This is a genomic window from Sporosarcina trichiuri (genome assembly GCF_030406775.1).
GTDB lineage: Bacteria > Bacillota > Bacilli > Bacillales_A > Planococcaceae > Sporosarcina > Sporosarcina trichiuri.
Genome location: NZ_CP129119.1, coordinates 1,783,699 through 1,806,742 on the forward strand (window position 1 = coordinate 1,783,699; position 23,044 = coordinate 1,806,742).

The 23,044-nt window shown below is 56.8% G+C and carries 19 protein-coding genes and 1 pseudogene; 6 read left to right on the forward strand and 14 right to left on the reverse strand.

What is annotated here, in order from left to right; genetic code table 11:
- Positions 1-143 precede the first annotated feature (143 nt).
- Positions 144-1,967, reverse strand: a complete 1,824-nt coding sequence (locus QWT68_RS09235; RefSeq protein ID WP_290148024.1) for a S8 family peptidase — start codon at positions 1,965-1,967, stop codon at positions 144-146.
- A 116-nt stretch (positions 1,968-2,083) separates the two neighbouring features.
- Positions 2,084-2,977, reverse strand: coding sequence for a LysR family transcriptional regulator (locus tag QWT68_RS09240; RefSeq protein WP_290148026.1), 894 nt, complete (start codon positions 2,975-2,977; stop codon positions 2,084-2,086).
- A 130-nt stretch (positions 2,978-3,107) separates the two neighbouring features.
- On the opposite strand from QWT68_RS09240, the gene hutG reads away from it, so the two are divergent.
- The gene (gene hutG, locus QWT68_RS09245) at positions 3,108-4,076 is read left to right on the forward strand and encodes a formimidoylglutamase (RefSeq protein WP_290148028.1); all 969 of its coding nucleotides are present in this window, start codon (positions 3,108-3,110) and stop codon (positions 4,074-4,076) included.
- Positions 4,066-5,268 carry a sodium/glutamate symporter gene (gene gltS, locus QWT68_RS09250; protein ID WP_290148030.1) on the forward strand — a complete coding sequence of 401 codons (1,203 nt, stop codon included), beginning with the start codon at positions 4,066-4,068 and terminating at the stop codon, positions 5,266-5,268. Before hutG ends, gltS begins: the two co-directional genes overlap by 11 nt.
- Positions 5,269-5,813: 545 nt before the next feature.
- Here the strand turns inward: gltS and QWT68_RS09255 are convergent.
- On the reverse strand, positions 5,814-7,088 hold the full coding sequence (locus QWT68_RS09255; protein ID WP_290148032.1) for an IS110 family RNA-guided transposase: 1,275 nt from the start codon (positions 7,086-7,088) through the stop codon (positions 5,814-5,816).
- A gap of 421 nt (positions 7,089-7,509) precedes the next feature.
- On the opposite strand from QWT68_RS09255, the gene QWT68_RS09260 reads away from it, so the two are divergent.
- Complete coding sequence (locus QWT68_RS09260; RefSeq protein WP_290148034.1) at positions 7,510-9,126, forward strand: putative bifunctional diguanylate cyclase/phosphodiesterase; 1,617 nt, start codon at positions 7,510-7,512, stop codon at positions 9,124-9,126.
- 22 nt (positions 9,127-9,148) lie between these two features.
- Here QWT68_RS09260 and QWT68_RS09265 read toward each other — a convergent pair whose 3' ends face one another.
- Together QWT68_RS09265 and QWT68_RS09270 are read right to left on the reverse strand one after the other, a co-directional pair.
- Positions 9,149-10,084 carry a carbohydrate kinase family protein gene (locus QWT68_RS09265; protein ID WP_290148036.1) on the reverse strand — a complete coding sequence of 312 codons (936 nt, stop codon included), beginning with the start codon at positions 10,082-10,084 and terminating at the stop codon, positions 9,149-9,151.
- Positions 10,085-10,098: 14 nt separating this feature from the next.
- A complete protein-coding gene (locus tag QWT68_RS09270) occupies positions 10,099-11,259 on the reverse strand; it encodes a tetratricopeptide repeat protein (protein ID WP_290148038.1) in 1,161 nt (386 codons plus the stop codon).
- 124 nt (positions 11,260-11,383) lie between these two features.
- On the opposite strand from QWT68_RS09270, the gene QWT68_RS09275 reads away from it, so the two are divergent.
- Positions 11,384-12,682, forward strand: a complete 1,299-nt coding sequence (locus QWT68_RS09275; RefSeq protein WP_290148040.1) for an aminotransferase class V-fold PLP-dependent enzyme — start codon at positions 11,384-11,386, stop codon at positions 12,680-12,682.
- Between the two features lie 51 nt (positions 12,683-12,733).
- Here QWT68_RS09275 and QWT68_RS09280 read toward each other — a convergent pair whose 3' ends face one another.
- From QWT68_RS09280 to QWT68_RS09290, 3 genes are all read right to left on the reverse strand, one after another.
- Positions 12,734-14,158 carry an IS1096 element passenger TnpR family protein gene (locus tag QWT68_RS09280; RefSeq protein ID WP_290148042.1) on the reverse strand — a complete coding sequence of 475 codons (1,425 nt, stop codon included), beginning with the start codon at positions 14,156-14,158 and terminating at the stop codon, positions 12,734-12,736.
- A 75-nt stretch (positions 14,159-14,233) separates the two neighbouring features.
- Complete coding sequence (locus tag QWT68_RS09285) at positions 14,234-14,968, reverse strand: sulfite exporter TauE/SafE family protein (RefSeq protein ID WP_290148043.1); 735 nt, start codon at positions 14,966-14,968, stop codon at positions 14,234-14,236.
- A 99-nt stretch (positions 14,969-15,067) separates the two neighbouring features.
- Positions 15,068-15,628: a hypothetical protein gene (locus QWT68_RS09290; RefSeq protein WP_290148045.1), complete on the reverse strand. Its 561-nt coding sequence runs from the start codon at positions 15,626-15,628 to the stop codon at positions 15,068-15,070.
- Positions 15,629-15,797: 169 nt separating this feature from the next.
- Here QWT68_RS09290 and QWT68_RS09295 point away from each other — a divergent pair, with 169 nt between their 5' ends.
- Positions 15,798-16,631: a GNAT family N-acetyltransferase gene (locus QWT68_RS09295; RefSeq protein ID WP_290148046.1), complete on the forward strand. Its 834-nt coding sequence runs from the start codon at positions 15,798-15,800 to the stop codon at positions 16,629-16,631.
- Between the two features lie 90 nt (positions 16,632-16,721).
- Here the strand turns inward: QWT68_RS09295 and QWT68_RS09300 are convergent, their stop codons facing one another.
- The 5 genes and pseudogenes from QWT68_RS09300 to QWT68_RS09320 form a co-directional block, all read right to left on the reverse strand.
- The gene (locus QWT68_RS09300) at positions 16,722-17,024 is read right to left on the reverse strand and encodes a hypothetical protein (RefSeq protein WP_290148048.1); all 303 of its coding nucleotides are present in this window, start codon (positions 17,022-17,024) and stop codon (positions 16,722-16,724) included.
- Positions 17,025-17,086: 62 nt separating this feature from the next.
- Positions 17,087-17,485 carry a hypothetical protein gene (locus tag QWT68_RS09305; protein WP_290148049.1) on the reverse strand — a complete coding sequence of 133 codons (399 nt, stop codon included), beginning with the start codon at positions 17,483-17,485 and terminating at the stop codon, positions 17,087-17,089.
- Between the two features lie 48 nt (positions 17,486-17,533).
- Positions 17,534-17,974, reverse strand: a pseudogene (locus QWT68_RS09310) (type 2 periplasmic-binding domain-containing protein); the annotation flags it as partial.
- A 12-nt stretch (positions 17,975-17,986) separates the two neighbouring features.
- Positions 17,987-18,697, reverse strand: a complete 711-nt coding sequence (locus QWT68_RS09315; protein ID WP_290148051.1) for a hypothetical protein — start codon at positions 18,695-18,697, stop codon at positions 17,987-17,989.
- Between the two features lie 583 nt (positions 18,698-19,280).
- A complete protein-coding gene (locus QWT68_RS09320; RefSeq protein WP_290148052.1) occupies positions 19,281-20,510 on the reverse strand; it encodes a NupC/NupG family nucleoside CNT transporter in 1,230 nt (409 codons plus the stop codon).
- A 177-nt stretch (positions 20,511-20,687) separates the two neighbouring features.
- On the opposite strand from QWT68_RS09320, the gene QWT68_RS09325 reads away from it, so the two are divergent.
- A complete protein-coding gene (locus QWT68_RS09325) occupies positions 20,688-21,677 on the forward strand; it encodes a LacI family DNA-binding transcriptional regulator (protein WP_290148053.1) in 990 nt (329 codons plus the stop codon).
- Positions 21,678-21,731: 54 nt separating this feature from the next.
- On the opposite strand, the gene QWT68_RS09330 is transcribed toward QWT68_RS09325, so the two are convergent.
- Complete coding sequence (locus QWT68_RS09330) at positions 21,732-23,024, reverse strand: uracil/xanthine transporter (RefSeq protein WP_290148054.1); 1,293 nt, start codon at positions 23,022-23,024, stop codon at positions 21,732-21,734.
- Between the last annotated feature and the right edge of the window lie 20 nt (positions 23,025-23,044).

Genomic DNA, 23,044 nt, shown 5'->3' on the forward strand with positions numbered 1-23,044 from the left:
TTTAGTATGACAGCCATTTCTTTCCGTTCTATCAGTATAATTCTGAAGAATTCCTTAAGATGGGCACCCGTCACGGACGCCGGTTCATTCCAATAAAAAAACCGCACATCTCATGGATGCGCGGCGCTGCTGCCAGCTGGAGCTCAGCGGACAGTGAATTTCAGTTTTGTGTCGCGGTTCAGTGTCTTACCGGAATCCGCCGGGAGCCCTTTTTTGATCGTCAGATAGGAAGTCCCGTTTTTCCATTCCTTCAGAGGAGCAATGTACAGGAGCCGCGGATCGGCTGGATCGATCCGGACAGCCGCTTCTGCTGCAGCACCCGTACCCTCAGGATCTGATGAAATGCGGATGAACCCTCTATAATCGATACCGCGTTTCAGCGGCGTGTTGAATTTCACGGCGAAAATCTTCGTCTGGTCGATCTCCATATCCGGGAAGTCCCCGGTGAACGGGGCAATGGAAACAACGGATATCTCGGCTGCTGCTGTGAAGCTGCCGTCCGTTGTCGTTGCCGTGATGACCGCCTTCCCTTTGCCGACCGCGGTCACCTGACCGGTCTGATCCACGGCAGCGACACGCGGATCGGAAGTCGACCAGGTGACAGTGCGGTCTGCAGCCGTTTCAGGCAGGACACGCGCAGTCAGTCTGATTGCCGACACAGTCGCCGGATTCCCGACTGTCAGACTCGCGGTCTTGCGGTCCAGCTCGATTGCCGACACGTGGATAAGTTTCGCTTTTTCCGGCTTAGCCTCCAGTGATGCAGCCAGTTTCCGCAGGTCGAGCACGCCCGCGCCATACAGCGGATCCCACCCCGGCGCTCCGAGATCCTTCGCAGACTCCATGAGCAGCTTTTTCGTCTCTGCAGGAGCCAGTCCAGGGAATTCCGCCTGCACCATGGCAGCTGCGCCGGCAGCAATCGGTGCAGAGAACGAAGTGCCGGACATCGAGACGAACCTGCCGCCCGGTGCATTCGTGACAATCCGCTCACCCGGGGCACTGAGATCGACTTCGTCATTGTACGTCGAGAATGAGGAGTGCTGGTTCCTTTGATCGACAGACGCCACGGACAGCACTTTATCGTAGGCCGCCGGGTACATGACCGGATTGCCCTTGCCGGCGTCATTTCCGGCGGACGCCACGATGAGGATCCCGGCGTCTTCCGCCCGCTGGATCGCATCCTTCTCGATGACGGACGCTGCAGGACCGCCCTGACTGATATTGATGATATCGACACCTCGTCGGATCGCGTAGTCGATCGCCTGGACATTCATCGACACGGTGCCTGTCCCATCCGCCTTGATGGTCTTCAGCGGCAGGATCTTCACGTCGTATGGTCCCATTATACCGGTGATGCCGTATCTGTCATTCAGTGCAGCTGCGATGACACCGGACACCGCGGTCCCATGACCGTTCACGTCCTGGACATCAGAAGTGCCGTCCGTGAAATTGTAGGCACCCGGGGCGATGCGGCCTGCGAAGTCAGGGATCGCGCTGTCGATGCCTGAATCGATCACAGCCACTGTGACCGGAGCCGACTGGCTGCCGGCATGGGGCCAGATGGCAGGCGCCTGGACATGGTCCACCCACCATTGCTGCCCGTAGAACGGATCATTGACCGTCATATCGACGGCCCTTTCGTAATTCGGTTCCACAGTCTCCACAAGCGGATTGCGCTGCAGCTCCGCCTCGGCCTTGCTCAGATCTTCCGGAGTATCGAACGAAAGCAGCTGGACAGCAGGGGCTACGTCTTCGATCTCCTCGGTTTCAGCAGGCAGCGACGGGGCAGAAGCGATGGAACGCGGGAGTTCCTTATATTGGACGAGCAGTTCATGTGCATCTTGCGCAAGGGCATTTGGAGCGGATGGCTGTTCCGACGCAGAAGCAGCGGACGGGGCAGCCAGCGGATACGTACCGGACAGCAGCAGAACGGACAGCAGGGATGTCAGCAGAAAACGGGGCTTGGACACGATGATTCCTTCTTCCTTGTGGTCTTTCCGACTATATCGGCACCCGCACCGCTTTATTCACATGAATTCAGCAAACTTATTGACATTATTGAGGCAGGACACTCGCGCAGCCCTCCTCATTCTGTCGGATTCGATATCCCGGCTTGCATCCGTTCCAGCAGCACTTCGATCGCCGGCGGACGATAGCGGTTCTTCATGCAGGCCAGATAGACGGTGCGGTCGAGACTGGCACTGTCCAATTCTTTGATGACGAGCATTTCCGGTACTGTGCTGCCGATATAATTCCGGGGAATGATGGAGATGCCGATACCGGCTTCCACCAGTGTGAGGATCGTCTCGAACCGGTCGGCATCCGAGCAGATATTGGGCACAAGCCCTTCCGCTTCGAACGCCTGCAGGATATTCGACCTCGTCTGGAACCCTTTGCCCGTGATGATGAACGGTTCATCTGCGATATGCGTGAGTCCGATTTCCTCCATACCGGCAAGCCGATGCGCTGCACTCATGACAAGTACGAGCTTTTCCTCGTAAAGGGGCTGTGTCTCGATATCCTCTTCTGCTATGAATTCGTTCGTCAGGCAGGCGTGCACATCATAATTGCGGAGTGCATGCTCGATATCAGGCCGGGTGAGCACTTCTTTCAGGGCGACATGCATATCCGGGAACTCCTGGCGGTACCAGCCGAGTACACCGGGAATCCAATTTTTCACGGATTCGATCATCCCGATACGGACCTCCCCGCTTCCTGCAATCTTCACTTCCCCGACTTCCTTTTCGAACAGATCCATTTCCGCCAGCACCTGCAGGGCCCGTTCATGGAACACACGGCCGGATTCCGTCAGGTCCACACGTTTGGTCGTGCGCTCCAGCAGCTGGAATCCGATCTGTTCCTCGAGCGACCGGATCGCTTTGCTGAGTGACGGCTGGGACAGGTGGAGCTTGGCTGCCGCGCCGGAGAACCCCCCTTCCGCAACGACGGCCGCGAAGTACCTGAGCTGTTTGATATCCATATACTCTTCCCTCCCTTTCCGTTTAATTATAACCTGAATGCATAAGTAAATGAATGATAGGTATTTGAATTAATAAATGAGCGCCCGTATAATGGGGCGTATTGCTACGAAAAATGAAAGGGTGATCACCATGATGCAACCAGCAGATCCGCGAAATTGGAATGGCCGCATTGACGATGCGTCGAACCGTGCCGCATACCGTTTCCATCAGATTGTCCAGCTTGCGCCCCATAAAGAAAGCGTTCCCAATGAAAGGACTCTGGCATTGCTCGGGTTTTCATCCGACGAAGGCGTGCGGCGCAACAACGGCCGGACCGGCGCTGCCGAAGGACCCGACGCCCTCCGGAAAGAGCTTGCGAAACTGCCATGGCATCAGCCCGGGACCGATCGGCTGATCGACCTCGGGACCGTTGTCTGCGAAGGCGGCAGGCTGGAAGAGGCCCAGGCCGAACTCGGCGATGCAGTCTGTATGAGCCTTTCCGCAAATCAGAAGACGGTCATTCTCGGGGGCGGCCATGAAACCGCTTACGGCCATTATTCAGGCGTCCGGACATTTGCTGGCCCCAAAGCCCGGATCGGTGTCGTCAACATTGACGCCCACTTCGATCTGAGAAGCTACGCGGAACAGCCGTCGTCCGGCACGATGTTCAAACAGATGCTCGATGGCGATGGCCCGGTTTCCTACTTCGTCGCAGGCATCCAGGAGTTCGGCAACACGGCTCTCCTGTTCAATGAAGCAGACCGTCTCGGCGTCCAGTACGTCACGGAGCGGGAGCTGGAAATGCTGCCGTTTGCGGAAGTTGCAGACCGTTTGCGGCAATTCATCGACGGGCATGACGTCATCATGCTGACGCTCTGTTCGGACGTCCTGGATGCAGCCGCTGCACCGGGTGTCAGCGCCCCGTCGCCGTTCGGCCTATCACCGAAGCTGGTCCGGGAGCTGATCCGCTTTGCCGCGTCCGACTCGAAAACGCTTTCATTTGACATATCAGAAGTGAATCCTTCGCTCGACGAAGGCGGCCGCACTGTGAAACTCGGCGCCTATCTGACGAACGAAGCGATCGTATCACTGCTTGGAGGTACAATGTATGACGATTGAATTGAACCAGGTGACCACGCTGTTCCTCGCGATGGCCCTTCTCCTTCTCGGGAACCTGCTCGTCCGTAAGACGAAGATCCTCCAGAAGTTCTGCATCCCCGCGCCGGTCGTCGGCGGGCTGCTGTTCGCAATACTTGCCACAATTTTGAAAACGACGGGCATCGTCTCCTTCACACTGGATACGTCGCTGCAGAATCTGTTCATGCTGACGTTCTTCGCGACAGTCGGTCTCGGGGCAAGCTTCGCCCTCATTAAATTGGGCGGCAAGCTGCTGATCATCTACTGGATCGCCTGTGCGTTCCTTGCACTCATGCAGAACGTCATCGGTGTGTCGATGTCGTACCTGTTCGACATCCATCCGCTGATCGGTATGATGGCGGGAGCTGTTTCGATGGAAGGCGGCCACGGCGGTGCGACCGCCTATGGGACAACCGTCGAAGCGATGGGCATCGACTCGGCATTCTCGATCGGAATCGCAGCTGCGACGTTCGGTCTCGTTGCCGGCGGCCTTGTCGGCGGTCCGCTCGTCAAGTTCCTTATCAACAAATACAATCTGAAATCCAATGAAGCCGCGGACACGAAAGAAACATACGAATACAATGCCGAGCTGCATGAGCCTGCCATTTCGGTCGACAACTTCACGATGCAGGCATTTTTGATCGTCGCTTCCATGGCGGGCGGTTCGCTGCTCGGCGAATTATTCGGCAGGCTGACAGACGGGATTGCACTCCCGAATTATGTCGGCGCCATGTTCGCCGCCGTCATCATCCGGAATGTCATCGACCGGTTCAACGGCAATCTCATCCATATGAAGAGCATCACACTGATCGGTGATGTCGCGCTCGGCATCTTCCTGTCGATGGCCCTCATGAGCATCAAGCTGTGGGAAGTCGCCGGCCTTGCACTGCCGCTTCTGGTCATCGTTTTCGTCCAGGTCGTCTTCCTCGTGCTGTTCGCGGTGTTCGTCCTGTTCCGCATCCTCGGCAAGAACTACGATGCCGCCGTCATGTGTGCCGGATTCGCCGGCCACGGACTCGGCGCGACGCCGAATGCGATGGCCAACATGGCCGCCGTCACGGAACGCTACGGTCCGTCCCGCACGGCGTACCTGATCGTCCCGATCGTCGGCGCGTTCCTGATCGACGTCGTCTCGATGCCGATCATCATCACTACCATCAATATATTCTCATGACAGATCCCCGGCTTCCTGTGAAGCCGGGGTTTTTCCTGTCCGTCCGGCGGCTGCAGCCGGGAAAATGATCATAAACTCTTCTTTCTGCTCATAAATCCCGGAAAGTGATCATAAATCCCGGTTTCCGCTCATAAACCCCAGGAAGTGATCATAAATCCCGGTTTCCGCTCCCTCTTGAAACATTGATATACCAGGGGTTCACGGTGGTAAATGAGAGACAAAAAAATTTTTCTCTTCGATTCATGACCAGTTCCTATAATAAAAGTGAAAATATTGAAGGCCAAGCATACGCTACGCTGCCAAGGGTGGAGGTAATTTCCATCCCTGGCGGGACTGGTATGCGATGCACTCTGGATCTCCGCGTTCCTTATACTGATGTACCCTCCCATGGCTCTTGGCGTCTAGGCGCTAACATTCCTTCGTCGGATCTAGTAATAAGGCGGAGGCTGGCTATGCTCATAAGGGGACTCTGAGGTCCAATCGGAATTTCTTGCCTGCTTCTCCGTGTCATCCTGTTGTAGGTCTTACATTAGAAGGTACGTCGGTCAGCCTTGGGCCAGGGCAGGGATATCCTGTATCATACGTTGCGGATCAAATGCCCTGCGGTGTTTACACATACCGAAGAGAACATGGAGTAATTTCCGGCAGAGAACCACCATTGACTCTTTCTTCTTTAAAGGATTTTCAAGGCGTGTCGTGTAATACAGATGAAGCTGACGAAATGCTGGGTTGTGCTGAACCAATGGCAAGGTAACTCGATACAAAACAGAACGAAGACGCCGTCTGCCGCGCTTGGAGAGACGCTTCTGGCCCGTATGTTTCCCCGAAGAGCTTTCCCGAAGCATTAATCCCGCTAATTTCTCCAATTGGCGTGGATGCTTATAGTGGGTAAAGCTGCCGACTTCAGACAATAGATCGATAATAGTCGAGTCGGAAATTCCAGGCACAGAGTTTAAAATTTCATACTCATCGGTTGGCCGGATAATCGCCATCAAAGCGTCTTCCAACTCTGCCAGCTCCCGCTCTACCTGACGGAACCGACTGACAAGCGACTGAATCTCCAAGCGGGCAATCCGCTGGCCTTCAGACGCGCCGATGGTGTGCGACAACAGAGGGATCAGTTTCTTCACCTTGGCCATCTGGACAGAACGCAATCCGTCGGATTGGCGATAGAGACTACGCAAGTCATCCAAGGACTTCCCCTCGAAATCTGCAGGGAAAGGCGTGTAGGTCAGGACGGCCAATGCCATCTTGCCAAACGAGCCGAAAACCTTGCGGAACTCTGGAAAGTAGACATCCGTCCAGCGAATCAGCTTATTTTGCAGGGCAGTCCGTTCTTTGACCAAGCTATTGCGCAGCGTGGAGCCCACCCTAATATCTGCTTCATGATCCTTCAGGTGGCGCGGGTAGCTATACCGACCATCCTTCACAAGCTTAGCGATGACGATGGCATCTTTCTTGTCATTCTTGGTCTGGATGTTATCGTCCAGCTCCTTAGAACGCTTTACATGAAGTGTCTGAACAGCCACGAAGGGGATGTGCTGTTCGTGCAGGAATTGCCGCAAATTCAGGCCATAGTGGCCTGTCGGCTCGGCACCTACCAGCACATCGGTCTTGCCGAATTCCTTCATCGCGTTCTGGATCTCTGCCTGAAGAAAATCGAATCCTTGCCTGGACTGAAAGACCGGAAAAGGCTTTTTCAGCACAATGCCTCGATCGTTGACCATACAGGCGTAGTGCTTCTCCTTGGCGACATCGATACCAACTATCAAGGTTTGTTCTGTCACTTGCATGATTTTGTGATTTTGGGTATCATTCATTTCGAGTCCTCCTTGGTATTTAGTTAGGGGTCATTTCGTCTAGGAACATGACACCCCCGAATCATACCAGGAGGGCTTTTTTGCGTGCAAGCCCTTTAAAAGTTCAAAACAGGAATGCTCATAAACCGCAGAAAGTGATCACAAACAGGGCGAAAGCGCTCATAACCGCCTGCCCTCATCCGTCCTGGCCCCATTGAATCCTCCCGCACAATTTGTCATACTGGAGATTCCCCCGATCACCACCAAGAAACCTTAAGGGGTTTCCCTTTTTTTGCTTCCGTCGCTCCTATTTTCATCTATAAACAATCGGCAGCCCTTTACAATCCGCAGTTTCTGTCGATAAAAGCTGTAGACTGACGAAATGGGTAATTTACCATTTTTTCCAATCCTACTACTTCACAAAAGAAATGGCGGTTGCTGCATGGAACAGACATCACAGCGAGGCACCATCCCGAAATTCCTAGTATCCGTGGTCGCCATCATCTTCCTGTCCAGCCTGGCCTCTGAAGTCCTGATCGCTGTACTGCAATCGTATACAGGCAGTGTGCCGGGAGAAAGTTTCCTGAGAACAGGCATCCTGTTCCTGTTTGCTGTGCCTGCCCTGACAGTCGCACTGAAACAGGGCAGCCGGGCGGAATGGCGTCTTCAGCGACAGCTCGAAGAGAACAGGCTGATCCAGAAACAGCTGATGCGGTCGAACATCGAATTGGAATACAACGCAGCACACGATGCGCTGACCGGTCTGCCGAACCGTCTTAAGCTGTTCAGCGATCTGGAACTGAAAACTTCGTCATGGAAAGAGTTCAGCGTCCTGTCGCTGGATCTCGACCGGTTCAAGACCATCAACGATACGATGGGGCACTTATCCGGCGACCGGTTCATCAGACTCGTCAGCATCCGGCTGAAACAGTCGCTCCCGTCCGGCACATCACTGTACCGCCATGGCGGCGATGAATTCATCGTGCTGGCTGAACTTCCCAATGGCCGGATCGAAGAGGTCACCGAAGTGATCCTGTCCGTCTTCAAAGAACCCTTCGAAGTCGAAGGGACTCTCCTCTATACGTCCGCAAGCATCGGGATCAGCCAGTTCCCCGGGCATGGACCGGATGCGGCAGCTCTCATCAAACATGCGGACAAGGCCATGTATGAAGCGAAAGAACTCGGCGGCGGCAGAGCGCAGCTGTTCGAACATCCTGAACTCGATCAGAGTGAAAAGCTCATGCGGATCGAGAGTGATTTGCGGGTCGCACTCGATACGGACCAGCTGACCCTCCATTATCAGCCGGTCATCGAACTCGGGACCGCCCGGCTGGAAGGGTTCGAGGCGCTCATCCGCTGGCAGCACCCCGAGCTCGGCCTGGTCTCCCCTGCGGAATTCATACCGGTCGCGGAGCGTTCGAGCCTGATCGACGACATCGGCATGTGGGTGCTAGAGACCGCCAGCCGGCAAGTCGCCGGCTGGCACACAGCCGATCCATCCCTGCGGCTGGCCGTCAATGTGTCGATCCGCCAGTTCCGGAATCCGAAGTTCCCCGGTGTCGTCCGGAACGTCCTGCAAGTGACGCAGTTCCCGCCGGACAGGCTCATCCTCGAGATCACCGAGTCGATGATGCAGGATGATGCCGAATCACGGCTCGTCATCGAAGACCTCCGTGCACTCGGTGTCAAATTCGCAATCGACGACTTCGGGACGGGCTACTCCTCGCTCAGCAAGCTCGGGTTCCTGCCGATCGATTACTTGAAGATCGACCGGTCTTTCACGGCCGAGATGGGAACGCATCCGCCGATGCAGTCGATCGTCCAGACGATCATCGATATGGGCCGCAACCTGGATATGCTCCTGATTGCAGAAGGCATCGAAGACGGCCTGCAGGCGGACTTGCTGAAGAAGGGCGGCTGCCAGCTCGGACAGGGCTATCTGTTCAGCCGGCCGGCTCCTCCCGAAACGATCGAACAGCAATATGGCCTTTCCCCGGTACATTTGGGAACTTACATGGCTTCCTCGCCGCAAAAAGCGGCCGCCGACATTCCTTCATGAATGTCAGCGGCCGCTTTTCAATTCACCTATCCATGCTGTCGATCTCACCGGCATACGGCATCGCGGACAGGGCCCCCTGCTTCGTCACGCACAGCGCGCCCATCCGGTTGCCGAACCGGATGATGTCCCGCCAGACTTGCGTGTCCGACGGCCAGCCGTGCTGGCGGATCTTGCAGAGGATCCCTGCCGTGAAGGCATCGCCTGCACCTGTCGTGTCGATCGCTTCCACTGGGATCGCGGGAACCTCGAACCGTTCTCCGCCGATCAGGGCCAGTGTCCCGGCTTCCCCGCGTGTCAGCAGGACAGCCGGAATGTCATAGGCAGCCAGCCGTTCAAGACCTTCTTCCAGGTCTTCCGCCTCCATCATGAACAGCAATTCCTCTTCCGTCACTTTCACGACATCGGCCTGCTCCAGGAAGGATACGGTCACCTCCCTGCACCGCTCTTCGCTGTCCCAGCGCAGCGGCCGGATGTTGGCATCGAAGGATACGAGAGCACCTGCCTGCCGGGCGAGCCGGACCGCACGGCGTGTTGTCATAAGCGCTGCCGGGTGGAACATCGTCCCTGAACAGATATGGAAAATGGCCGCATTGCTGAAAGTTCCGCTGTCGAGATCTTCTTCGGTCACTTGGATGTCCGGCGTTTCATTCACATAATCCGCGAACTCCCGGTCATGGTCGGCGGTCAGGTGCACATAGACGCCATTCACCCGTTTCTCAGGCCGGATGATGGATGGCGACAGATCGACGCCTTCCCGTTCCAGTTCCGCACGGACGAATCTTGAAGTCTCGTCGCTTCCCGTCACGGTGATGAATGATACCGGGGCGCCGAGACGCGCGGCCCCGGCTGCCGCATTGACTGTCGCGCCTCCGAGATACGGACGGAATGATGTATTGGCCGGATCCTGTGCGATATAATCGACGAATACATCACCGTAGACGACGACGGTTTTCTCCATATCCCTGCCTCCTTTCATCGGGGTTCCGCCAGCAGTTTCTCGGACTGCTCCCGGTGGGTCACATACAGCGGATTGCCGGGCTGCAGTTCGGCAGCATGGCCGATGGCACGGATCGCTTCCTCATGACGGCCGAGAGAGCGCAGGCTGTTCGCCAGATGGAACCAGAAATCATACCGTTCCGGGTAGCGCCCGACGAGCTGTTCCATCACCTGCACTGCGTCCGCGTGACGGCCGAGCTCCCGTAAGTAGTTCGATTTGTGATAAAGGAAGAAAGATCCGTCATGGGACCGGGCCTGCCCCTCATCGAATTCACGGAGCGCCTCCTCCGTCAGGCCGAGCTGCCGGAAGCACCGGGCGATATAGAAGTGGAATTCCAGCGCAGCCGGCTCCACAGCGAGCGCCTGTCTGTAGAAGGCGAGCGCTTTTGTACAGCGTCCCTGTTCAGCCAGATAATAACCGGCATAGTAGAGCAGATCGAGATTGTCGCTGTCGAGTGCAAGCGCCTCTTCGACCGCTGCAGCGGCAGCCGCCCACCGCCCGTCCCCGGCAAGCACTTTTGCCTCCGTCACCGCAGGATGCACAGGATCTTCAAGAGTGCCTGTCAAAATGGCGAGTACACGATCCTGCTTCTGTTCATCCGCATGGCGTACTGCCGATCTGCCGTCAAAGTCCTCCAGATGAGCAGAAGCACCCGCCTCCACCAACGTCTGGATGACGTCGGCGTACAGCCGGCCTCCGTCCCCTAAGATGACGGCTTCCAGCAGCGCGCTCCAGCCGAGATAATTGACATGATCGACCGGGACCCCTGCGGCCAGGCATGCTTCCACCGTCCGTAAATACGCTTTTTCAGCCGCCGGCAGCAGGGCCGTCCCGCCGAACCTGTTCACGCTTTCCGGATCCGCGCCTGAACCCGCCATGAGCTGCAGGGATTCCGTGAACCCATTTGCCCCCGCGCAGATGAATGGCGTCAGTTCCGTATGGTCCCGCCGGTCCGGATCGCTCCCCGCTTCCAGCAGCAGCCGGACACATGTCGGATGATCGTGCTGGACCGCCAGGAAGAGTGCGGTGCGCCCCTCTGCATCCGCTGCCTGTACGTCCGCACCTTCTGCGAGCAGCCGGGCGGTCTCTGCAGCGTCCCCTATCCTCGCAGCTTGCAGTAATTCGTTCTCTGTCATCCTCGTATCCCCTTTTATCGTTTAGTCCTTCTCCTTTCAGTGTACTTGAAAACTGTCCCGATTTCCTCTCCGGATCATTTCAGAGGCCCGCATGGTATAGTGGACACATAGAAAGGATGGTTGGATGAATCATCAGCAAGCTTTGCAGCACACATTCGAACATGCACGCTCCTATTTCCCGAGTCTCGGTGACACCTACAACGGGCATCCCGTCCTGTTTTTCGACAATTCGGCGGGCGCACAAGTCTCCCGGTTTGTGATCGACCGGGTGACAGATTACTACATTCACCGCAATGCCCAGAAAGGGACGATCTTCAAGCGGACTGCCGACATGCAGCAGGTCATCGTCGAAGCGAGGCAGCTTGCGGCCGACCTGATCGGTGCAGCAGGCCATGAAGAGATCGCTTTTGGACAGAACGCAACAAATTTCTTCCATCTGTTCGCCCACCATCTCGGCCGGGACTTGACAGCAGGAGACCATATCATCATCACCGAGGCCGATCATCATGCCAACGTCAACCCGTGGCTGGAACTGGCCGAGCGCGGTATCCATGTACATGTATGGCATGTGGATGAATACGGCAGCCTGGAGATGGAGCAGTACAGGGAACTTCTTGACCTGCGGCCGAAAGTCGTCGCGGCCGGCTGGGCGTCGAACGCGACCGGCACCGTCCATCCGATGAAGGAGATTGCACGGCTCGCCCATGAAGCGGGCGCACTCGTCGTCGCAGACGGCGTGCAGGCGGCAAGCCACCTGCCGATGGACGTGAAAGAAGCGGATGTCGATTTCGCTGCGTTCTCGACGTACAAGATCTTCGGTCCCCACATGGGATTCGGATATTTCAACCGCAGCCATCTGGAACGGCTGGACGGCTGGAAGATCCGGAAAGAGCTCGAGCAGGACGCCTATTTCTTCGAAGTCGGCTCCCAGAATCATGAAGGCATCGAAGGGTTCATCGGCAGTACGGAATACTTGGCACAACTTACACGGGACGCCGAAGCGAACGGCCTGTCCCTCGCCGGCACTCCGTTCGCGGATGCGTCACCCGGACGCCGCAGCACAGCCGGGGCGATGCACTTCGCCCAGCTCTACGAACAGCAGCTGACGTCCTATTTCCTGAAGCGCCTCCAGGAAATCCCGGGTGTCATCCTGTACGGCCGCCCGGCAGAGGAACCGGCCGGCCGCCTGCCCGTGTTCGCTTTCAATATCGAGGGGATCGGCACGGATGCACTCGGACAGGCGCTGAATGACGCAGGCGTCGAAGCCCGCACAGGCAATTACCTGGCCATCTCCCTCATGGAGCGGCTCGCCGGGCCGTTCGGCGGCGGAGCGCTCCGCATCAGCCTTGTCCACTACAATACGATCGAGGAGATCGACCGGTTCTTCGGAATCCTGGAGACGGCACGTCAGAAGTTGACTTGAAATACGAAAAAGCTTCCATCCGCAAGTGGGATGGAAGCTTTTTTCGATTCATCATTTCCCGCAGCATTTCTTGTATTTCTTCCCGCTGCCGCAAGGACATGGGTCGTTGCGGCCCGTTTTCTTGGAAGGTTCGCGGCCAGCTGCAGGCTGCACGGATTTCGGTGCCAGTTCACTCAGCTCCCGCGGAGTGTAGCCCCGGTTCTCGATCATCCGGACCGTATTGGACACCTGGATGGCGGCCGGCATGATCCGGTTGATGCTCTCCTCGGTCAGCGGGCCGGCCGATTCCATGAGGCGCACCGCCGCCTGCATGAAGTTCGCATGCCAGACGGACAGGTCCTTCATATACGTATGCAGGATGCGGTCGATCTGCATCTGCGGGACGTGCTGCTCGAGGAACAGGCGCTCCAGCTCTTCGATTTCCGGGGTGCGCTCGATATACCCGGAATCCGCATAGCGGAGAAGCTGTTCTTTCGGCGGCTCGAAATACGGCTTGCCGTAGATCTCCTTGAAGAATTGGTCGGGATCGATGTGCACGAGTTTCGGCCCGAGGAAATGCCCGTTCCTGACGAAGATGACATCCTCCTTCAGGCTCGCTTCGATTCCGGAAGATGCCACAAGTGCAAGCAGATCGTCTGCAGACAGTGTCTTGCCGTTCTGTTCGCTGTACAGCGAGGCGACATGCTCGGCCTCGGCAAAACCATACAGATTGACCATCGCCCGGATGTACTGTTCGAGTTCCTGCTCCTCTTCGGAGAGGGCGGCCGGTTCAGCCGGAGCGGCTTCTGCAGCGGTCTCTGGCGCGATACGCCGGACAGACGGCTCCTCCGCTTCGGAGTCCCGGTACGGATCGCTGAGGATCGTATGGTTGTCGTGATCGATCTTGTCCCACTCCGTCTTGCCGTATTTGATGGTCTTCAGCATCCGGTTGATATGCTGCTTGTCGTACCAGCGCCAGCCATTGCTCCGCGCCCAGGCGAGCATATGATCATGCTCCGGGTCGGCCGGATTCCGGATCGTCTCCAGGAAGGCTTCGAATCCGGGCGGTCCGCCGACGTCCTCGGGCGGCGCCTCCCCTTCTGCATCGAGCAGAGTCGGGAATCCGAAGTGGTAGTCGTCGACGATCTCTTCCAGCTCGACTGCAAACCGCCAGCCGTCGCCGAGGTCATATTCGTAGATGAATTCTTTGAATTCTTCGATGTACGTATCGATTTTGAGACGGGTCGGCTGTTTCGGCTTGAGTTCCTTATTGCCTTTCAGCTCGTCGCGCCGGACAGGGTTGTCCGTGATGCACAATCCGCCGACAATGATTTCGAAGAAGTGATACGGGCTGTCCGTGTAATAGCTTCGGAAGTTGGTGACGTGCTGGATGGTCGAGTGAAGCCGGTTGAATGTCGCGCCAGCCGGCATGACCACCCGCCGCCAGACGGGTTCAGGCATATCGAGCATTGTAAATTTCAGGATGTATGATTTCATAGTGGCACCTCGAGTCAGTACTGATAGTTTTCCCTTTACGTAGTGTACCACAACCGGTCAACCTGCCGGGAGCACCTATAGGACCGCTTTGACGAGAAGCTGCACGAGCAGTCCGATGATGACGAGACGCAGCAGCACCCGGACATGCACCGGATTGAGCTTTTCTGCGATCCGCACACCGAGTTGGGCCCCGGAGAGCGAGCCGATGACGAGCGCGATGGCGGCCGGCCAGATGATCTTGCCCATATAGATGTAGCTGACAGCTGCGCCGAAGCCGCTGGAGAATGTCGCAAGCCGCATGAAGCCGATGGCCCGCAAGTACGAAACACGGAGATGGTTGAACAGGAACAGCAGCAGCGTCCCCTGGCCCGGCCCGAACAGGCCGTCATACAGGCCGACGCCGATGAAGCCGAACACCCCGCTGCGTTTCGGCTGAAGGGCCGCCGTCCCCGAAAAGTCGGCTTTCGAGAGGAAAGATGTGAAGAATGCGCCGATCAGCAGCACGATGGCGATATGGAATAAGGTTTTATCCGAAATGTGGGTCGCGAAGACGCCGCCGAGGACGCCGCCGGTCAGCGACACAGGCAGGATCCACCAGGACTCACGGAGGGTGATCTGCTTTTTGAGCAGCACGGTCAGGAATGTCGAGAACGAGCTGACCGTTGTCGATATTTTACTGGCGCCGATAGTGGAGTGGATCGGAAAGCCCATCAGGAGCATGGCGGGCATGGTGATCAGCCCGCCGCCGCCTGCGAGCGTGCCGAGCGTCATGGCGACCATCGCTGTGATGGAGAGAAGAACGTATTCCATAGGTTGTCGCCCCTTTCTTCTTCCAGTATACGCCCGGCCGCTCAATAAGGAAATTCGATAGTTATTAACTATCCTGATAATTAATTCTTATATCACAAGTCATGGCCTTTCAGCCGTTTGCGTCTGTGCGGAAGACTTCTTTTTCCGGATCGGGTACGATTTGCTGACGAATGGGATTTCATCGACATGATGAGATTTGTTGACATAGACCGCCATGACGAACAGGACATTCGCCATGAGCTGGGCAAAGTCGAACAGGATATCCGGCACGTCCCGCTCGAGTGAGACTTTGTGCAGTGCGCGGACCGATTTCTTCGCCTCGCTTCGGCAGACGTGCAGCACGGTTGCAGCATGGGTGCCTTGCGGGAGGACGAACTGTTCGACAAGGTCACCGAGTTCGCCGACGTAGTCATCGTACAGTCCGCTCAGCTTCTCCAGGTCTTCCGGCGTGATGGCAAGCTTGCCACGGACGGACCCGTTCAGATGGTAGGCGAGCGGCTGCAGCCAGCGGAGGTCGGTGTGGACTTTTTCGACATCCTCCGTCAGTGAGAGGGCTTCGCCGATCCGTGTAGTCAGCGAATCGGTGCGGATTTCAAAATCGACCGTCGATGCGGATTCCCGCATGAACGGGTAGCAGATGTAGCGCATGTCTTTTTTCATTAGATATCCCTGCTTTCCTAGTCTTTCGGCCAGTATATCATACTAAGTGATAGGAGATTGACAGGATGGTTGGTGCCTTGTACATTTAAGGAAGTATTCAGACAGTTCACCAGGTACAACGGCGGAACTGGATGATTGCCAGAGAGAGACATACAGGGGGAGAACGGGCATGCTGACAGAAGAACAGCTCACCGCCATCCGGCAGCTGCAGGAGGTTTGTGAGACGCACGACGGCGTGGAAATGAAGCTGAATTGGGATATGCTGAAAAGCCGCAAAGGCGATCAGGAGGACTTTTTCATATGGAAGGACGGAACGCTCATCGCCTATCTGGCATTATATGCATTCGGGTCGACGGTGGAAGTGTGCGGAATGGTGCTGCCACAGGAGCGCCGGCACGGCCATTTCACCCGTCTGTGGGAAGAGGCGCAGGAGGCCATCCGTGCCGGCGGATTCAGGAAAGTGCTGCTGAATGCACCCGGTGAATCGCGTTCCGCCAAAGGCTGGCTTGCGGGACAGCCCTGCAGCTATTCATTTTCCGAATTCCACATGCAGTGGGCGGAACAGCCGGTCGGCGACAATCCGGGAATTGCCATGCGGCTTTCGGAGCCGGCCGACAAAGCATTCGAAGTGGAGCTCGATGCCGAAGCGTTCTCACTGACCGCTGCAGATGCCGAGCACTATTACGAGGAACGTCTGGCCCGGCAGGATGAACGCCGCTACATCATCGAAGCGGACGGAAACCCATCAGGCAAGATCCGGGTCGCCCGGAGTGCTGGTGAATCATACATCTCCGGATTCGCGGTCGCATCCGGCCTGCGCGGCCAAGGGATCGGCGGGGAGGCACTGCGCTGGATCTTGCAGCACGAAGCGCCGACCGGCAACACGATCTGCCTGGACGTCGAAACCCGCAACGCCAATGCGCTGAAGCTGTACGAGCGTATCGGATTCGAACGCAAACAGCAGCAGGACTACTATGAAGCGGCACTGCCATTCATCCAATAATGAAGGAATACGCGCAAAACAGCTCACCCCGTTGGTCCGGGTGAGCTGTTTCTTATACAATCAGGTGACGGACAGCTGCCCCTTATTCTTTCAAGACAGCCAGAATGCGAGGACTAACAGGGTCCAGCAAGTGATCAGGCCGCCCCCGAGCACTGTGGCCGACAGCATGAAGAAATAGATGAATGACGTCCGGTGCTCATAACTTGCAGTCCGCCAGATGATCAGCACCGATGATATGAACAGCAGAACACTCAGCAAGGAGATGCCGATCAAGTAATAGACTGCTTCCACAGCAGGCAGCCACTCGTTCATCCAATAGGCCAGATCTTGTCCGTCCTTGCTAAGAACAGCGCCTCCGATGAATAAGAGAATCGCGATGATGTATGTCTTCATAGCTGATCGCCCCTTCCCTGCCGTCCGGCTGAATAATCTGTAGGGAACGGCATTCCATAGGTTCATTTCTTCACCCCGCCAATCGGCAGGATCGGATGGATATCTTGATATAGATCTCCGCCCCAGCTGCCGTTGGATACCGCCGTGCATGCGTCGTCGTCACACGTAAACCCATACGTGTCTTTATCCGTGACAATTGCGATTTCATAACTGTAAACGGATGACGGATCTCCTGAATTGAACCGGTCCACCCCTTGCTTCACGGCATAGACTGTCTCTTTTGCCGCGATAGCTTTGTACTGTTGGCTCTCCAGTACCATCATCGTCATTTCGCCTAGGATTGCCTGGTCTTCGATGTCGGGCGCGAAGGATCGGAATACATACCGGTCCGCCAGCAGATAGACGATGGACACAATGCTTGCATACAGCAGCACGGACAGAATGATCGTTGACTTCCTCACATCTTCCAGCTCCTTTCCCTTCCATTTCACTGACTGATCAAGGATGCGTCAATCCATCTTCCGGATCGGTGTAAAGCCCGATTTCTTCACGAGTTCCTGGCCTTCCTCGGACAGGATCCACTCGATGAAACGGCCGGTTTCCGGATGTTCGGTGTTTGCGGTCACTGCGCAGATTTCCTGGGTGTATGGATACGTACCAGCACGGATTTCGTCATCCCCGGGATCTACCCCATCCACCTGCAGCAGTTTCACTTTCCTTTCCTCCACAAGCGGCTGCACCGTATTCCGGTACGAATAGCCAAGCGCGGCCCCCCTGTTCTGATATTCCGAGAGCTGGCCGACCCAGCCGTGTGAAAACGGGGTGACCGGCTCTTCATACGGAGCAGTCAGCGGCTCTCCGTCCATCACCTGCTCCATCTGCAGCTGGCTCCTGGAATCGGGTTTGCGCTGATATGCAATGATGGCCTTCTTACGGCCGCCGACGTCAGACCACTCCGTGAGCTATCCGCTGTAGACGGAGCGGATCTCTGCTTCACTCAGACTGTCCACCGGATTCCTGTGATGAACGTAGAAGACGAACGCTTCCTTGACGATGGGTGTGCAGGTCAGCGCCACTCCTGCCTGCTCCGCTTTCTTCAGCTGCTGTTCCGTCGGCGGCGGTGCAAAGATGATATCCCGCTCGCCTGTGATCAGCCGGTGATAAGCATAACGGGGATGCTCATACAGCACCGTGCTGTCTCCCGAGAATTTCGTGTAGTCCCCTTCCGGATAGACGGCCCGGACGAACGCGGCATACATCGGGAAGTACGCCGGTGCGCCGTCCAGCTTCGGCAGCGTCCCGTCCAGTCGCAGCGACGATCCGCTGTCGAGCTGCACAGTTTCCGCAAACGGATTGGAAGTTTCGTACAAAAGGGGATCCGCTTCCTCTGCAGCCGTGGGCAAATTTCCCTTATAGAAATCCTGTACCGGCACGAAGCCCGTAATCAGCAGGGACGCGGCAGAGATGCCCAGGAACCAGAGAATCCGGTCCCAGCGGGTGAAATACCGATTGAGCAGCAGGATCAGGCCGACCGCCACGAATGCAGGAGCTGTCATGGCAAACGGAATTGCATAGGGAGTCCCGTTCATCAGTAAGAGCAGGACGGCAAATATTGTGAATATGGACAGGCAACAGACAGCGAAGACGACGAAGAATAACGCTATGCCAATCAACCTCTTTCTAGTAACTTTTAGTGTATTATTACACTATTAGTAATCGGAGTCAAGAGTGATTCGGCTAGAATGGCGCTCGCTTGCGGCTCGATTCCTGCAAGACCCTGTGCCCGCGGCTGCGCTCGTTGGCAAAATACACGCCAGGCCGCGCAGAAAACCGGCAATCCAGTCCTTTCCACGTGCCATATCGGACAAATTCTGTGAAGTATCGGACGTTTCATGTGAAGTATCGGACACTTCCCCCGAGTTATCGGACAAAACTTGTGAACTATCGGACACTTCGCCGAATTTGTCGGCATCTGGAAACAATTCAAGGCCTGAATGGTGCTCGCCTGCGGCTCGTTTCCTGTCAGATCCTCATGCACGCGGCGTCTCCCTTTCGCCAAAACAAATGTAAATGGCGCGCAGAAAACGAGCAAGCCAGCCCCTTCCACGCGGCCGTATCGGACACTTCCCCCGACTTATCGGACAGAACTTGTGAACTATCGGACACTTCGCTGAATTTATCGGCATCCTCGCACAATTCACCTCCGCCGAAACGCGAAAAAGCACCCGCGCACAGCGGGTGCTTTCCTACGTGTAGTTACATGAACATGCCGGCGATCGTACCGCTCATCAGGTTGGCGAGGGTACCGGCGAGAACGGCTTTGAAGCCGAGTTTTGCAACGACCGCCCGCTGGTTGTCAGCGAATGCCGTCATGCTCGCAATCAGGATCCCGAGTGATCCGATGTTTGCGAATCCGCACAGCGAGAATGTCAGGATGGCAACCGTCTTCTCGGACAGGGCATCGATCATCGGCTGAAATGCTGTGAACGCAACCATTTCGTTCAAGATCACTTTCTGGCCGAGCAGGTTGCCCGCTGTCATCGCTTCCGACCAAGGGACTCCCATGACGAAGGCGAGCGGCGAGAAGATATAGCCGAGAATCTGTTCGAGCGAGATATCCGGATGGCCGAACCAGCCGCCGATCCCGCCGAGGATCCCGTTGACCATGGCGAGCAGGGAGATGAAGGCGATCAGCATGGCGATGATCAAGCCCGCCATCTTCAGTCCTTCCGCAGCCCCTTTTGTCACGGCATCGATCGCGCCCGGTTTGACGCCGCCTTCCCCGATCATTTCCTTCGGGGCTTCATCGACCGCATTGACCGGCACTTCCGTTTCCGGAATGAGGATCTTGGCGAACACGAGGCCTGCCGGCGCTGCCATGAAACTTGCCGACAGCAGGTAGTTGATCGGAATCCCGAGTGCGGCATACGCGAGCATCGTTCCGCCCGCGACAGAGGCGAGTCCGCCGACCATGACTGCGAACAGCTCTGAACGGGTCAGCGTCTTGATGTACGGCTTGATGATGACCGGTGCTTCCTGCAGCCCGAGGAAGATGTTCGACGCTGCGGTCAGCGATTCCGGCTTGCTCGTACCGAGAAGTTTGGCCAGCCCTCCGCCGATGATCTTGACGAAGAACTGCATGATGCCGAAGTGGTACAGCAGCGAGATGAGTGCGGTGACGAAGATCGCCATCGCCGCCACCCGGATGCCGAAGATGAAGCCTGTCGGTGCGGACGAATCCGCCAGACTGCCGAAGACAAAAGCGAGTCCTTCATTTCCGTAATGGATGATGTTCTGGACGCCGCCCGAGAACTTCTCAATGACCGCCCGGCCGCCTGAGGACTTCAGGACAAGGTAGCCGAACAGGATCTGCAGCACAACGCCAATTCCGACGAGGCGGTAATTGATTTTCCGCTTGTTATCCGAGAGCAAAAAAGCTATGAACAGGATGACCAGGCATCCGAGCAGGCCCGTTAAAATATTCATCAGATTCTCCTCTTATCAATGACATGTACGATGATGTGTAATCGGTTACATATAACTTACCACACGGTAATTAGGAGCGTCAATAACAAATATGTGACATACTATTGGTCTTCCATTGAAACTTGTTCCTGTACTTGGTATATTTGTGTAAACGATAACACATGAGGAGACCGGACAATGGCCACTATCAAGGATGTTAGCAAGCTTGCAGGGGTATCGGTTGCGACCGTCTCCCGCTACCTGAACAAGAATGGGTACGTCAGCAAGGAGGCGGCGGAAGCGATCGCCGGCGTGATCGACAAACTGAACTACCGCCCGAATACGATTGCCCGGAGCCTGGCCGGCAAGAAGACGGCGACCATCGGCCTGCTGGTCCCCGATATCCTGAATCCGTTCTTCCCGGAGCTAGCCCGTGCAGCGGAAGATGCCGCCAATGAATACGGTTATACGGTGATGCTCGGCAACACGGATAACGACACAGCGAAAGAACAGCGCTATCTCGACACGCTCATCCACAAACAGGCGGACGGTGTCATCATCTCGTCTTATACGATCCAGCCCGACCACCTGAGAGGCCTGCAGAAGGCCGGTATCCCGGTCGTGCTGCTGGACAACGTCTTCTCCAGTGATTCCGTCGTGTCCTTCACTGTGGAGAACAAGGAAGGCGGAGAGCTGGCGGTCCGGCATCTGCTCGAGCGCGGCTGCCGCAAGATCGCCCATATCTGCGGGCCGCTGTCGATCACGTCTTCCCGGGAACGGACAGCGGGGTATGAAGCGGTGAGCACCGGAACGGACTGGTTCACGCCCGGCCTCATCGCCTACAGCGACTTCACGGTCAAAGGCGGCCATTCGGCGATGCAGCAGCTGCTCGTCTCCCACCCTGACCTGGACGGCGTCTTCGCGAGCAACGACCTGATGGCGGCAGGTGCCCTGAAAGCCCTTCAGGAGGCCGGACGCCGCGTGCCGGAAGACGTCAAAGTCATCGGGTTCGACGGCATCCAGCTCGAAATGATGTCCCCCGGACTGTCGACCGTCGCACAGCCGATCTATGAACTCGGCAAAACCGCGGTGGATGTGCTGATCGGTCTGATCACAGAGCATCCGGATATCCCGGAGGACAAGGTATTTCCCGTCTCCCTCACTGTCAGGCAGTCGACAGGCGGATGATAAACTGAAAAACGCAGGACACCAGGCATTCAGCACTTGGTGTCCTGCGTTTTTTCATCCGGATGCACGGCGTGCCCTCCTGCGTCCTGCCCACAGCTCCATCATGATCGACAGCATGACGCCGACGAGCAGCCCATTGCTGACGAGCGGCTGTATGAGAACAGGGAAATCACGGAACGTTTCCGGCGGGACGTTCAGGATGCTGACACCGGTCAGCAGCGGAATCGTCACCCGATACAACGACATCGACTCGAACGGCAGTTCACGGATTTTGTGCACGGCTGTGCCGAACAGCTGGATGTAGGCGACGAACAGCACGGCCGCCCCGATCGGCTCCGGCAGGCCTGAGAGGAAACCGCCGAGCGCCGGGATGAGCCCCATCAGGATGAACAGCACGCTGCCGAGCATGAACGGGCCTCGGTTGAAGATCCGCGTGCTCTGCAGGAACCCGATCGATGACGAGTACGGTCCGAACGGCACGAGACCGAACAGACCGCCGATCACCGTTCCCGCTCCCGTTACATAGTAGGATGCTTGGATGCGCCCATCCACCGACTTCTCCCCGAACAGCCAGCCGGCCGTCGAGATGGCGACGAGCGAATTGCCCATATTGATGAGCCCGGCCAGGAATGCGGTCAGCATGATGCCGATGTGCACATGCAGCCCGCCGAGCGGGAACAGACGGAACAGCGAGCCGCCCGCAGAGACACTCGGTGTTCCGCCGATCAGGAGCATATACAGCACCGCCCCGCCGATCAGTCCGATGAGCACGGAAAAGTTCGCAATCCCCCGTCTGCGCGACAGTCCCATCAGCAGGACAGCCGCGGCCACCCCGATCGGCAGGAGCCCCTCCGGCATGGCGAGACTTCCGCCGTCACTGATGCCGAGCATGCCCTTGAAGAAGAACAGGATCAGCTGGACGGACAGCAGGAACAGGTAAATCGCCAGAACGACAGGTGTGAAGATCCTCTGCAGGACGGACGTGAAGCCGGCCGCTCCGAGCACGATGGTCAGCACACCGGCCAGCACCATGCCGAGCGCCAGACTTCCGCCGACTTCCATATAGGACAGCCCCATGGCAGGAGCTGCGGCGCTCAGACTGAGCATCAGTCCCCACCAGATGCCGCCATGGCCTTCGAACAGCGGGAACCTATGGCCGAATCGGGCCTGCAGCAGGCTGACGACCCCTGCGACGACGAAGGATGTCCGGATGAGTCCGGCGGCTGCGTCATCGGACAGACCGAATGCCGTGCTGATGGACAGCGGGACAACGACCGTATTGACGACCATGAACAGCAGCCATTGGATGCCGGCAAGTGAAAACGCTGGAGCGGTTAAACGTGTCATACAGTTTCCTGCTTTCTGTA

Bases quoted from the DNA above. Each gene is read 5' to 3' on its own strand.
- QWT68_RS09240 (WP_290148026.1), bottom strand. From the start codon at position 2,977: ATGGATATCAAACAGCTCAGGTACTTCGCGGCCGTCGTTGCGGAAGGG.
- hutG (WP_290148028.1), top strand. From the start codon at position 3,108: ATGATGCAACCAGCAGATCCGCGAAATTGGAATGGCCGCATTGACGAT.
- gltS (WP_290148030.1), top strand. From the start codon at position 4,066: ATGACGATTGAATTGAACCAGGTGACCACGCTGTTCCTCGCGATGGCC.
- QWT68_RS09255 (WP_290148032.1), bottom strand. From the start codon at position 7,088: ATGAATGATACCCAAAATCACAAAATCATGCAAGTGACAGAACAAACC.
- QWT68_RS09260 (WP_290148034.1), top strand. From the start codon at position 7,510: ATGGAACAGACATCACAGCGAGGCACCATCCCGAAATTCCTAGTATCC.
- QWT68_RS09265 (WP_290148036.1), bottom strand. From the start codon at position 10,084: ATGGAGAAAACCGTCGTCGTCTACGGTGATGTATTCGTCGATTATATC.
- QWT68_RS09270 (WP_290148038.1), bottom strand. From the start codon at position 11,259: ATGACAGAGAACGAATTACTGCAAGCTGCGAGGATAGGGGACGCTGCA.
- QWT68_RS09275 (WP_290148040.1), top strand. From the start codon at position 11,384: ATGAATCATCAGCAAGCTTTGCAGCACACATTCGAACATGCACGCTCC.
- QWT68_RS09280 (WP_290148042.1), bottom strand. From the start codon at position 14,158: ATGAAATCATACATCCTGAAATTTACAATGCTCGATATGCCTGAACCC.
- QWT68_RS09285 (WP_290148043.1), bottom strand. From the start codon at position 14,968: ATGGAATACGTTCTTCTCTCCATCACAGCGATGGTCGCCATGACGCTC.
- QWT68_RS09290 (WP_290148045.1), bottom strand. From the start codon at position 15,628: ATGAAAAAAGACATGCGCTACATCTGCTACCCGTTCATGCGGGAATCC.
- QWT68_RS09295 (WP_290148046.1), top strand. From the start codon at position 15,798: ATGCTGACAGAAGAACAGCTCACCGCCATCCGGCAGCTGCAGGAGGTT.
- QWT68_RS09300 (WP_290148048.1), bottom strand. From the start codon at position 17,024: ATGAAGACATACATCATCGCGATTCTCTTATTCATCGGAGGCGCTGTT.
- QWT68_RS09320 (WP_290148052.1), bottom strand. From the start codon at position 20,510: ATGAATATTTTAACGGGCCTGCTCGGATGCCTGGTCATCCTGTTCATA.
- QWT68_RS09325 (WP_290148053.1), top strand. From the start codon at position 20,688: ATGGCCACTATCAAGGATGTTAGCAAGCTTGCAGGGGTATCGGTTGCG.
- QWT68_RS09330 (WP_290148054.1), bottom strand. From the start codon at position 23,024: ATGACACGTTTAACCGCTCCAGCGTTTTCACTTGCCGGCATCCAATGG.